Here is a 12,863-nt window from a genome sequence, read left to right on the forward strand (position 1 = left end):
ATTATAATGGAAGAAAAAAAATTAGACCTCAATTCGATTATTGGTTTCGTATTAATTTTTGGAATCTTGATTTGGATCATGTATCAAAACCAGCCTTCGAAGGAAAGTATTGCGGCCGAAAAAGCCAAGAAAGAACAGCTTGCCAAAACCGAAAATGCAAATAAAGTTGTAGCAGCACAAGCAGTGGCAGCTCCTGCGGTTGTAGTTGCCGGCGATTCAACCCAAATGGTGCAATTGCAAAAAAAGTTAGGCGGTTTTGCTTATTCTGCGACACTTCCATCTGCAAAAAATGATTTTACGACTATCGAAAATGAAGTGGTAAAACTGAAAATTGCCAACAAAGGAGGTTATATTGTTGAAGCTGTCTTGAAAAATTTCGAAAAATTCAAGAAAGGTTCAGGAAAATTAGTCGAATTGATTAAAGATAATAATGCCAGTTTGAGTTTGCAATTGCATACGAATGACAATCGTACTTTGAATACAAAAGACTTATTTTTCGAACCTACTTTAGCAAAAGTTGGTGCAGACCAAATCCTCTCGATGAAATTGAAGGCTGGAGCCAACGAATTTTTGGAATACAAATACATTCTGAAACCAAACGACTACATGATTGGTTTTGATCTTCGTTCCCAAGGATTGAACAAAGTTTTAAATACATCTAAACCATTAGATTTAGAATGGAATTTAAAAACATATAGAAACGAAAAAAGTATTTCTTATGAAAATCGTTATACAGAAGTTTATTTTGAACATGAAGAAGGCAAAATTAACTATGTAGGCCAAGGGCAAAACAAGGAAGAAGATTCCAACAAAACGACTTATGTTGCTTATAAACAACATTTTTTCTCGACGATTCTTTTGACAAACAAACCTTTCGGAACCGCTAAATTACAATCCAATAATTTGGTTCACGACGAGGCAATCGACACTACTTTTACCAAGCAATTTAAAACAAATGTTCCTTTAGCGTTTGAAAATGGCGAGTTGGATTATAAAATGAGTTGGTATTTTGGACCAACAGATTATAAAACATTAAAATCCTACGACAAGAACTTGGAGAAAGTAATTTCGCTGGGTTGGGGAATTTTCGGATGGATCAATAAATTTATTTTCATTCCCTTGTTCGGATTCTTGAGTTCCTACATTTCTTATGGAATAGCGATAATCATTTTTACCATTTTGATAAAAGTGGCAATGTCGCCTATCACCTTTAAATCATTCTTGTCTCAGGCAAAAATGAAAGTCTTGCGACCAGAAATTACTGAATTGGGCGAAAAATTCAAAAAAGACCCAATGAAGAAACAACAGGAAACGATGAAGTTGTACAACAAAGCTGGGGTAAATCCAATGGCAGGTTGTATTCCGGCATTGATTCAGATTCCTTTTATGTATGCTTCGTTCCAGTTTTTCCCGTCGGCTTTCGAGTTGAGACAAAAAAGCTTCCTTTGGGCAGACGATTTATCTTCTTTTGATGATGTTATAAAATTGCCGTTCCATGTTCCTTTATACGGGGATCACATCAGTTTGTTCCCAGTTTTGGCCTCCATTGCAATTTTCTTCTACATGAAAATGACTTCTGGCGACCAGCAAATGGCGACTCCCCAACAAGACGGTATGCCGGATATGGCCAAGATGATGAAAATCATGATTTATGTATCGCCAATCATGATGTTGTTTTTCTTCAATAGTTATGGTGCTGGATTGAGTTTGTATAACTTTATTTCCAATTTGATTACTATCGGTATCATGATTGTCATCAAAAGATATTTTATCGACAGCGACAAGATTCACGCCCAAATTCAAGAAAATAAATTGAAAGAGCCCAAAAAGCAAGGCAAGTTTCAGCGTAAACTTCAAGAAGTTATGGAACAGGCTGAAGCTGAAAAAGCAAAAAAAGCCAAGAAATAGTTTAAAAAAAATCCCGATATTTCGGGATTTTTTTTTAAGAATAATTTATGGAATTAATATTCGTTAACAATAAAAAAAATATGAAATTGCCACTCGATACAACTTTGTTGCAAACAAACAGCAACATGAAAAGGCAATACTATATGTGACCACTTAAAAATAAAAATTACACTTATGAAAACGTTTTGTAAAAAGGGAATATTTGTTTTAATTTTTTTGAATGTGTTTTGTAGTCATGCGCAGAACGATTATAATAAATTAGACGAAAAAGGGAAAAAACACGGGCCTTGGAAAGGTATTTATGAAGACACCAAAAACCCAAAATATGAAGGCACTTTCGAACACGGAAAAGAAGTGGGAACCTTTACTTTTTTTGACAATACCAAAATAAAAATTGTTGTTGCCACAAGAGAATTTAATGCAAAAGACAATTCGGCATACACGATTTTTTTCGATAAAAACAAGAATAAAGTAAGTGAAGGAAAGGTCGTTGGTAAATTATATGAAGGTCAATGGACATACTATCATAAAGCATCTAAAGCCATAATGGCTACCGAAAATTACAGTAAAGGCAAACTCGAAGGTTTACGTTCCGTTTTTTATCCCAACGGTAAAATTGCCGAAGAAATGATTTATAAAAACAACTTCAAAAACGGCCTTTATAAACGATACACCGAAACAGGAATCATCATCGAAGAAACCAATTACAAGAATGATCAATACGATGGATTGGCCATTTTCAGGGATGCCGATGATGGAACAATTGTTTCCAAAGGGAAATTTGTCAACGGAAAAAAAGCGGGAGTTTGGCAATTTTTCGAAAAAGGAAAATTAGTCAAAGAAATGAACATGAGTTATCCGCAAACCAGTTCAAAATCCAAAAAATAATTAACGTTTTCCATACACAAATCCTGTTGTAAATCTTTGTAACTTTGCCATCTTGTAAAATTATAATTATTTCAAAATGAAACGTGTAGTTGTTGGGCTTTCCGGTGGTGTAGATTCGAGTGTTGCAGCATATCTATTGCAGCAGCAAGGTTATGAAGTCATAGGTCTTTTCATGAAAAATTGGCACGATGATTCCGTTACCATTTCTAACGAATGTCCGTGGCTCGAAGACAGTAACGATGCGTTATTGGTTGCCGAAAAATTGGGAATTCCTTTCCAAACCGTGGATTTAAGCGAAGAGTACAAAGAAAAAATCGTTGATTACATGTTCAACGAATATGAAAAAGGACGAACTCCAAATCCCGACGTACTTTGCAACCGCGAAATCAAATTCGATGTTTTCATGAAAATCGCTTTAAGCCTTGGTGCCGATTATGTGGCAACAGGACATTATTGCCGAAAAGGAGAAACCGAAGTCAACGGCGAAAAAGTATACCAACTTTTGGCCGGAGCAGATTCCAATAAAGACCAATCTTATTTTCTCTGTCAATTATCACAAGAACAATTGGCAAAATCCTTGTTTCCGATAGGGGAATTGACAAAACCTGAAGTGCGCGAAATCGCCCTGGAATTGGATTTGGTTACTGCCGAGAAGAAAGATTCACAAGGATTGTGTTTCATTGGAAAAGTACGATTACCCGAATTTTTGCAACAAAAATTGCAACCCAAAGACGGCTTGATTTACCAAATTGACAAAGAAAATCCCGTTTATACCATAGAAAAAAAAGATAATCTTTCTGTTGAAGAAGCCTTGGCTTTCGATGCCAAAAAAATCGACTACACACCAGAAATGGGAAAAGTAGTCGGCAAACATCAAGGTGCACATTATTTCACCATTGGACAACGAAAAGGGCTCAATGTTGGCGGAACTGCAGAAGGGCTATTCGTCATTGCCACCAATGTGGAAACAAACATTATTTATACCGGTATGGGCAGTCATCATCCGGGATTGTTCCGAAAAGCATTGTTTGTCGAAAAATCCGAAGTACATTGGATTCGTCCCGATTTGGCTTTGGCCAATGGCGAAACGATGAAAGTGATGGCTCGAATTCGCTACCGTCAACCGTTGCAAAAAGCCGTTTTGCATCAATTTGAAAACGGAATGTACGTTGCTTTCGATGAACCACAATCCGCCATAACCGAAGGGCAATTCGTGGCTTGGTATTTGGAAGACGAATTAGTGGGTTCCGGAGTTATTTCTTAGATTAGTCTTTAATTTAAAAATATATGAAAAAAATATTCCTTTTTCTGTTTTTGGTTTCAAGTTTTGTGGGCTTTTCCCAAGAAGATGCTTGGGTATATTTTAAAGACAAACCCGGTTCCCAAACATACTTCGATAATCCGTTGACGATGCTTTCGCAAAGGGCTTTGGATAGAAGGGCAAACCAAGGAATTGCATTGGATAGCAAGGATATTCCAGTGTATCAACCGTATATTGACCAGGTTATTGCCGCAACCGGAATTACGGTGAAAGCCAAATCCAAATGGTTTAATTGTGTTCACGTAAATGGTTCTCAGGCTGATATTAATGCGTTAAAAAATTTGTCTTTTGTCGACAATATTGATTTTGCCGATAATTCCATCATTGCGGCCAAAAAGACGGTGGCCAAAAATGTTAATACCAAACCGGTAAATAAAACTACTAAAACGTCTGTTACGTTTAATTACGGTAATTCAGCCAATCAAATCCAAATGTTGAACGGCCATTTATTGCACCAATCCAATTACACGGGAACAGGAAAAATAATTGCCGTGATGGATGGCGGTTTTCCAGGTGTAAACACAGCTCAACCCTTTGCTAGATTGAGAGACAACAATAAAATTCTTGGTGGATATGATTTTGTAAATAGAAACACTAATTTTTACACTGGAATTTCTCACGGAACTTCAGTGCTTTCCTTAATGGGCGGATTTACGGAAAATGAACTAGTAGGAACTGCGCCAGATGCTTCCTATTATTTATTTATCACCGAAGATGGAGCCAACGAGAGTCCGTTAGAATTGTCAAATTGGGTCGAAGCCGCCGAACAAGCCGATTATTTAGGCGTAGACATTATCAATACTTCATTGGGTTATACCACTTTTGACAATCCAAATTATAATTTCACCTACAATGACATGAATGGCACAACGACTTTTATTTCAAAAGGATTGGACATTGCTTTCAGTCGTGGAATGATATGCGTGGTTTCGGCTGGAAATGATGGTAATAATCCTTGGCATTATATTTCTGCTCCCGCAGATGCCACTAATGCATTGACAATTGGCGCCGTAAAAGCTGACGAGACTTATGCCACGTTTAGTTCTCAAGGTCCAACTTTTGACGGAAGAGTAAAACCGGATGTAACGGCTCAAGGACAATATCCTTATGTTTCTGACGCTACCGGAAACATTACGAACAGCGGTAGTGGCACTTCTTATTCAGGTCCCATTGTTGCAGGTATGGTGGCTTGTTTGTGGCAAGCATTGCCATCAAAAACAAATCAAGAAATCAAACAATTAATTACGCAATCAGCAGATAGATATGCTGCGCCAACTGTAGAATTTGGTTATGGAATTCCCGATTTTAGTTTGGCTTTGTCCAATGGATTATCGGTTGCCAATGCATCGAAAAATGATTTCGTGGTTTATCCAAACCCTGCCACTGATTCCATTTCGGTTACTTTAGCCGAAGGATTCAAAACAGGAAATGTTATTCTTTATACTGTTTTGGGACAAAAAGTCTTGGAGGAAAAAATAATATCACAAGCTTCCATCATTTCGATGAAATCCTTGATTAAAGGAACTTATTTGTATAAAATTGAATCGAATGGTTTTTCCAAGAGCGGAAAAATTGTAAAACAGTAAATTTCAAAAGTTTAATGAACAAAATCACGCAACTTTTCAAAATTAAATATCCAATTATTCAAGGAGGAATGATTTGGAATTCGGGTTATAAATTAGCAAGTGCCGTCAGCAATGCCGGTGGTTTGGGATTGATTGGCGCAGGTTCGATGTATCCCGAAGTGTTGCGGGAACACATTCAAAAATGTAAAAAAGCCACTGATAAACCTTTTGGCGTGAACGTGCCAATGTTGTACCCAAACATTCAGGAAATAATGGATATTATTGTTGAAGAAGGCGTGAAAATTGTTTTTACCTCGGCAGGGAATCCAAAAACCTGGACTTCTTTCTTGAAGGAAAAAGGAATAACCGTGGTTCATGTGGTGAGCAGTTCCATCTTTGCATTGAAAGCGCAAGATGCGGGAGTGGATGCCGTAGTCGCCGAAGGATTTGAAGCTGGAGGTCACAACGGAAGAGAGGAAACCACCACTTTTACCTTGATTCCGATGGTGAAAGAAAAAATAAAAATTCCGGTAATTGCTGCCGGAGGAATCGCTTCGGGTAGAGGAATGCTTGCCGCAATGGTTCTTGGTGCCGATGGCGTGCAAGTGGGAAGTCGTTTTGCCGCCTCGATGGAATCATCGGCACACGAAAATTTCAAAAATAAAATTATCGAAACCAAGGAAGGGGAGACGCAAGTTACCTTGAAAGAGTTGGCTCCCGTTCGATTGATCAAGAACAAGTTTTACCAAGACGTTCAACAATTGTATGCCAAATGTCCAACGAAAGAAGAATTATCGGAACTTTTGGGCAGGGCAAGGGCAAAACACGGAATGTTTGAAGGCGATTTAGAGGAAGGCGAACTCGAAATAGGTCAAATAGCAGGATTAATTCATGATATAAAACCAGCTGCGGAAATTGTTTTTGAAATGATTGCCGAGTTTGAATTGGCCAAAAATGATGTGGCAAAATTTAATTTCTAGTTTCAAATTTTATTACTTTTGACTGCGTACTAATTTTATACATAATGACGAAAATAAAAATAATTATTGTTTTGGTGTTTCTTGTAATGGGTTTGCAACATTCCTACAGTCAAACTTACAAGTTTAAAACTTCTGGTTTTAGCGTTATGGAAAAAGACCAAAAAGGGAAATGGGGCAAATGGTCCGACTTGAATTTGGTCAATATTTTGGTAAAATTAGATACTGACAAAAGCCGAATTATTGTCAATTCCGAGATTATTCAATTGTTCGAAATTATAGAATATCAGCCTCTGGAAGAGAGCGAAACCGACAGTGTTTATACGTTTACCTGCAAGGACAATAATGGTGACGATTGCACGCTTTCGATAATTACGAGAAAGAAACAAGACAACAGGAAGCAGCTTTACATTAATTATGACAACCGGATTATTGTCTATAATATTTCAAATTATCATTCATAGCCATAGAATAAGAAATGATTAATTTTTAATTATAAAAGTTCTTTTAATTCCGTTTCTAATTATCTAAGATGTATTTTTGTCTAAATAAAAAGTGTATTATGAAAAAGTTGTTTTTAATGTTGTCATTTGTTGTGATCATGAATGTTCAAGCGCAAGAACGCCCAAAGTTAGTGGTTGGAATTGTGGTCGATCAGATGAAAATGGAGTATTTGTATCGTTTTTCGGATGATTTTTCCGCTAATGGTTTCAAGCGTTTGATGAACAAAGGATATGTCTTTCACAACGCCCATTTTAATTATATGCCGACTTATACTGCTCCCGGACACGCTTCCATTTATACTGGAACAACACCTTCCGTAAATGGAATTGTCGGAAATGAGTGGTTCAGCAGGAAGTTGGGAAAATCAATGTATTGCACGGATGATGCTTCGGTAAAAACCATTGGAGAGGGAAGTGAAAAAGAAGGAGCAATGTCTCCAAAAAACTTGTTAAGCACGACCATTACTGACGAATTGCGATTGGGAACCAACTTCAATGGAAAAGTAATCGGAATGAGTCTAAAAGACCGTGGAGCAATTTTGCCGGCGGGACATTTTGCCAATTGGGCTTTTTGGTTCAGCAGCACCGGAGCGTTTATTTCGAGCACGTTTTATGGTGAAAAGCTACCGGATTGGGTAACTCAATTTAATAACGAGAAAAACTATTTGCCTTACATCAACAATGGTTGGAGTTTGTTGAAACCAGCGGCTGATTACAACGAAAGTCTACCTGATGACAATCCTTATGAGGGCAAATTATACAATTGCGAAAAACCGGTTTTTCCATACAATCTCAAAGAAATGTATGATAAAAACGATGCCGGCGTTATGCGTTCCACTCCATTTGGAAATAATTTATTGGCTGATTTTGCCAAGAAAGCCATCGAAAAAGAAGCATTGGGAAAAGACAACGTAACCGATTTTCTGACCGTTAGTTTTTCGTCAACAGATTACGTGGGTCATATTTTGGGACCAAGATCAATGGAATTGCAAGATACATACTTGCGATTGGACTTGACGATTGCCGACTTTTTAGACTATTTGGACAAGACCGTTGGCAAAGATAATTACTTGCTTTTCTTGACAGCCGATCATGCTTGTGCCGAAAATGCAGCTCATTTGAAAGACCATAAATACGATGTTAAAAATATTCCGTCGAAAGATATTTTTAAATCTTTGAAAGAATTTTCGACAACTGCTTTTGGCGTAAACCTAGTTGTGGAATATTCTAATTTTAATGTTTATTTGAACAAGGAATTAATCAAAACCAAAGGTTTGGAATTGGTTAAAGTAAAACAAGATTTCAAAGCATTTTTGATGTCGCAGGAACAAGTAAAAAAAGTCTATACAGAAGAAGATATTTTGGCTTCGACAGGAAATGATTTCTACTTGAATTTTATTGCCAATGGTTATGATGTTACCCAAAACGGCGATTTGGTCGTATTGGACAAACCTGGATATATTGAATACGGTGCAACGGGAACCTCTCACGGAACACCTTATGCTTATGACACGCATGCTCCTTTGCTATTTTATGGTTGGAAAATAAAACCGGGAGAAAGTTTTGACAAAAAAGAAATTACTCAAATTGCTCCAACACTGGCTCTAAAACTAAAAATCGAAATGCCAAACGGCACGGAAAGCAAGGTTTTGGAAGAAGTTTTGCAAGAGAAATAACAAGTTAGTTTATCCTTTTATAAAGAAATCCCATTTCATTTTTATTGAAATGGGATTTCTTAATTTATAAAAAAAAACTGAAGTACGGAGTTGTATGCTTATTTAACGACAGTGGCATCCTCAATGAGAATGTCATATTTATAGCCTGATCCTAAATCTTTATTTAAAATAACCGTACCTTTTAAAGTCACTATTTCGTCTACTTTTACTTTTTCTAGACTGGTAACTGTAATGTCATTAAATCCGTTGTAACTTGTCCCGTCTTGTAGGTGAATCCAATTTTTAGACATGATTTCTGGCATAAATTTGATCACTTTACCGGTTATGATAACGGTTTTACCTTCTAATTTATCCTTTCCAGAAAACAAATCGTGCATCGAGATAGCTCCTTTGGCCAAAATAATTCCTTTTGACAATTCGGTGTCTGGAATCATGTTTTTAGGATTGATTTTGGTTTCAGTTACTGCCGGTGCTTCAGGATCTATCAATCTTTCTACAAAAAGTACGGAATCAAAAGTTTTTTTTAAATCTTTGCTTTCAAATTTTTTCATCTCCATTCCGCCTTCATAGGTATAAGTTTTTCCAACTTTCACTTCAGTTTTCGGGATGGCAATCCAATATTCTTTTTCACCTTCGGTAGCTAAAAGATAGGTGTAAGCGGTTGCATTTAAAATCTCTTTGACTGTAATTTGATGTGAATTCGCATTTTCCTTGACTGCCTCCGCAGCCTTTACAGGTTCAGTTTTCTCGTTGTTTGGTTTGCATTGAACTAAAACCAATAGCGCCACTAAACTTGTTGCGCTCCAAATTATCAATTTTTTCATTTTTGTGGGATTTATTTATCGAAGTAAATTTAACTAATTAAAATACTATTAAATATGATAAATCTCACTTTCTGATTTATAAAAGGGTATTGCCGTTTTATCTTTTTCATTCAGGATTTTGATTTTTTATTTGAAATCAAAATTTATTTCGCCAAAAAAAATCCCATTTCTTTTTTCATTGAAATGGGATTTGTAATTTATTATATTGTTGCCGTTTCAACCGGCAGCTGAATTTGATTTTTCAGTAAATCTTCAAAGGATTCGTGCGCTCGGATTAAGTGCCCTTGGCCTTTAATCCATAATACCTCTGCAGGTTTGTAGCGCGAATTGTAGTTCGATGACATCGAGAAGCAATAGGCTCCCGCATTTCTAAAACTTAAAATATCACCTTCGTTAATTTCTGCAATTCTACGGTTACTGGCAAAAGTGTCTGTTTCGCAAATGTATCCCACAACAGAGTAAAATCGCTCTTTTCCTTTTGGATTTGAAATATTGTCAATATGATGTTGTGAACCATAAAACATTGGTCGAATCAAGTGATTGAAACCACTGTCAATTCCTGCAAAAACTGTTGATGTTGTTTGCTTAACCACATTTACTTTGGCCAAAAAGTAACCTGCTTCACTTACCAAGAATTTTCCCGGTTCAAAAATCAGGGTTAAATCTTTTCCGTATTCGGCACAAAAGGAGTTGAATCTTTTGGATAATTTGTTGCCTAATTCTTCAATGTCGGTTTCAATATCATCTTTTTTGTAAGGTACTTTGAAACCGCTTCCAAAGTCCAAGAAATCAAGATTTTTGAAGTTTTTGGCTACGTCAAATAAAATTTCGGCAGCATATAAAAACACTTCAATATCCAAAATATCAGAACCCGTATGCATGTGGATTCCAACGATATTCATTTTTGTGTTTTCAACAATGCGCAACAAATGAGGCAATTGATGAATCGAAATTCCAAATTTACTATCGATATGTCCTACAGAAATATTAGTGTTTCCACCAGCCATTACGTGTGGATTGATGCGAATACAAACCGGCACGTTTGGATATTTGGTTCCAAATTGTTCCAATATCGACAGGTTGTCAATATTGATTTGGACTCCCATTGCAGAAACCTCTTCGATTTCTTCGAGAGAAACACCATTTGGCGTAAAAAATATTTGATCGGGAGAATATCCTGCGTGAAGCCCGAGTTGAACTTCTTGAATTGAAACAGCATCCAAACAAGAACCCATGTCTCTCAATAATTGAAGAATGGCTATGTTTGACAAGGCTTTCATGGCATAATTGATTCGCAACTTTTCTACTTTCGAGAAAGCTTTTGTCAATCTTTTATATTGTGATTGGATTTTTTCGGCATCATATACATATAATGGAGTTCCAAATTTTTCGGCTAATTGTACTAAATCTTTTGCTTGCATCGTATACATTTTTGGCAAATTTATTATTCTTTATTGATACACACAAGCATAAAGTTTAAAAATAACAAAATATAACAAAATGTTCAATAAATAACATTTGTTGTAGTTTTTTGATATTTTTTTTTAAATAAAAAACCCTTGAAATTATTTTTCAAGGGTTTTTAGAATTTTTATTTTTTACACTATAAACTAGGTAAATCTCCATTGCCTTTTGTTGGCAAATTGGTGAATCCCATCAAATAATTATCAACTTCCCTAGCGGCTTCACGGCCTTCCGAGATGGCCCAAACAATCAATGATTGTCCTCTTCTCATATCACCAGCGGTAAATATGTTTGGTACGTTTGTTTGATAATTTTTAGCTTTATAATTGGTTCTCATGTCAACTTCAAGGCCTAACTGTTCAGCTAATGTTTTCTCGGGACCAGTAAATCCAAGTGCCAACAAAGCCAAATCACAAGGCCAAATTTTCTCTGAACCTTCTTTTTCGATTAGTTCTGGTCTTTGTCCCGGTTTTAGTTTCCATTCTACTTCAACGGTTTTCAAACCTACTAATTCCCCTTTTTCATTGGCAAGAAATTCTTTGGTATTGATTAACCAGTTTCTGCCACAACCTTCTTCGTGAGAAGAAGATGTTTTCAATTGCAAAGGCCAAAATGGCCAAGGAGTGGTTTCGCTTCTTCCAACAGGTGGTTTTGGCATAATCTCGAAATTGGTAACTGATAATGCACCTTGTCTGTTTGAAGTTCCCACACAGTCTGAACCAGTATCTCCACCACCAATGACGATTACGTTTTTACCGGTGGCCATAACTTGATTTTCGATTTTTTCGCCGTACAAAACTTTTGTTTGTTGTGTCAAGAAATCCATCGCTTGAACGACACCTTTGCTGTCGGCACCTTTTGTAGGCAGACCTCTTCTTTCAGTTGCACCACCACATAAAACGATGGAATCAAAAGATTTTAAATCCTCAACGCTGTAATTGACACCAACATTTACATTGGTTTTAAAAACAACTCCTTCGGCTTCCAAAATGGTTACACGTCTATCGATAATTCCTTTTTCTAATTTGAAATTTGGAATTCCGTAGCGCAATAATCCACCAATGGCATTGTCTCTTTCAAAAACGGTAACAGTGTGACCGGCACGGTTTAATTGTTGTGCAGCGGCCAAGCCAGCGGGGCCAGAACCAACAATGGCAATAGTTTTTCCAGTTCTGGTTTCAGGAATTTGTGGTTTGATCCAACCTTCGGCAAAACCTCGTTCGATAATACTTTTTTCAATATTTTCGATGGCTACAGGATCTTTTATAATTCCCAAAACACACGATTTCTCGCAAGGAGCAGGGCACAAACGTCCCGTGAATTCCGGAAAATTATTTGTTGATTGCAAAATATCCAATGCACTTTGCCATTCTTCTTGATGTACCATGTCATTAAAATCAGGAATTAAATTTCCCAATGGGCATGCGCTGTGACAAAAAGGAATCCCGCAATCCATGCATCTTGAACCTTGTTCCTTAATCTTGTCTTTTGCCAACGGAATTGTAAATTCGTTGTAATTTGTTACTCTTTCTTGAACAACTAAATTACTTTCGTCAGCTCTATTATATTCTTTAAATCCACCTATTTTGCCCATAACTATTGTGCTATTAGTTGTTCTTCTAATTCTTTTTCTTTTGCTAATCTCAATAATGCTTTTTTGTAATCAGTAGGCATTACTTTGATAAAATGTTTTTGTTGGTTTTCCCAGTCTTCAAGGATTCTTTTTGCCAATGGACT

10 protein-coding genes are annotated in these 12,863 nt (G+C 36.6%); 7 read left to right on the forward strand and 3 right to left on the reverse strand.

Annotation, left to right across the window (positions count from 1 at the left end; translation table 11 throughout):
- Positions 1 to 6 precede the first annotated feature (6 nt).
- The 7 genes from yidC to pafA all read left to right on the forward strand — a co-directional run bounded on the left by yidC (position 7) and on the right by pafA (position 8,838).
- On the forward strand, positions 7 to 1,908 hold the full coding sequence (yidC, locus tag C0430_RS02420; RefSeq protein ID WP_290865111.1) for a membrane protein insertase YidC: 1,902 nt from the start codon (positions 7 to 9) through the stop codon (positions 1,906 to 1,908).
- A gap of 174 nt (positions 1,909 to 2,082) precedes the next feature.
- Entirely contained in the window at positions 2,083 to 2,796 is a 714-nt protein-coding gene (locus C0430_RS02425; protein WP_290865113.1) for a hypothetical protein, read from the forward strand.
- 76 nt (positions 2,797 to 2,872) lie between these two features.
- Positions 2,873 to 4,060: a tRNA 2-thiouridine(34) synthase MnmA gene (gene mnmA / locus C0430_RS02430; RefSeq protein WP_290865115.1), complete on the forward strand. Its 1,188-nt coding sequence runs from the start codon at positions 2,873 to 2,875 to the stop codon at positions 4,058 to 4,060.
- Positions 4,061 to 4,083: 23 nt separating this feature from the next.
- Positions 4,084 to 5,703, forward strand: a complete 1,620-nt coding sequence (locus C0430_RS02435) for a S8 family serine peptidase (protein ID WP_290865117.1) — start codon at positions 4,084 to 4,086, stop codon at positions 5,701 to 5,703.
- 14 nt (positions 5,704 to 5,717) lie between these two features.
- Complete coding sequence (locus C0430_RS02440) at positions 5,718 to 6,662, forward strand: nitronate monooxygenase (RefSeq protein WP_290865119.1); 945 nt, start codon at positions 5,718 to 5,720, stop codon at positions 6,660 to 6,662.
- A 44-nt stretch (positions 6,663 to 6,706) separates the two neighbouring features.
- Positions 6,707 to 7,123, forward strand: a complete 417-nt coding sequence (locus C0430_RS02445) for a hypothetical protein (RefSeq protein WP_290865121.1) — start codon at positions 6,707 to 6,709, stop codon at positions 7,121 to 7,123.
- A 98-nt stretch (positions 7,124 to 7,221) separates the two neighbouring features.
- The gene (gene pafA, locus C0430_RS02450; RefSeq protein ID WP_290865123.1) at positions 7,222 to 8,838 is read left to right on the forward strand and encodes an alkaline phosphatase PafA; all 1,617 of its coding nucleotides are present in this window, start codon (positions 7,222 to 7,224) and stop codon (positions 8,836 to 8,838) included.
- 98 nt (positions 8,839 to 8,936) lie between these two features.
- Here pafA and C0430_RS02455 read toward each other — a convergent pair whose 3' ends face one another.
- The 3 genes from C0430_RS02455 to C0430_RS02465 form a co-directional block, all read right to left on the reverse strand.
- Positions 8,937 to 9,662 (reverse strand): hypothetical protein, encoded by a 726-nt coding sequence (locus tag C0430_RS02455; RefSeq protein ID WP_290865125.1) that lies wholly within the window; start codon positions 9,660 to 9,662, stop codon positions 8,937 to 8,939.
- Between the two features lie 200 nt (positions 9,663 to 9,862).
- Positions 9,863 to 11,083 carry a diaminopimelate decarboxylase gene (lysA, locus tag C0430_RS02460; RefSeq protein WP_290865127.1) on the reverse strand — a complete coding sequence of 407 codons (1,221 nt, stop codon included), beginning with the start codon at positions 11,081 to 11,083 and terminating at the stop codon, positions 9,863 to 9,865.
- Between the two features lie 182 nt (positions 11,084 to 11,265).
- Positions 11,266 to 12,720, reverse strand: a complete 1,455-nt coding sequence (locus C0430_RS02465; RefSeq protein WP_290865129.1) for a glutamate synthase subunit beta — start codon at positions 12,718 to 12,720, stop codon at positions 11,266 to 11,268.
- Positions 12,721 to 12,863: the final 143 nt, after the last annotated feature.

It is taken from the genome of Flavobacterium sp., from assembly GCF_013823965.1.
Taxonomy (GTDB): Bacteria; Bacteroidota; Bacteroidia; order Flavobacteriales; family Flavobacteriaceae; genus Flavobacterium.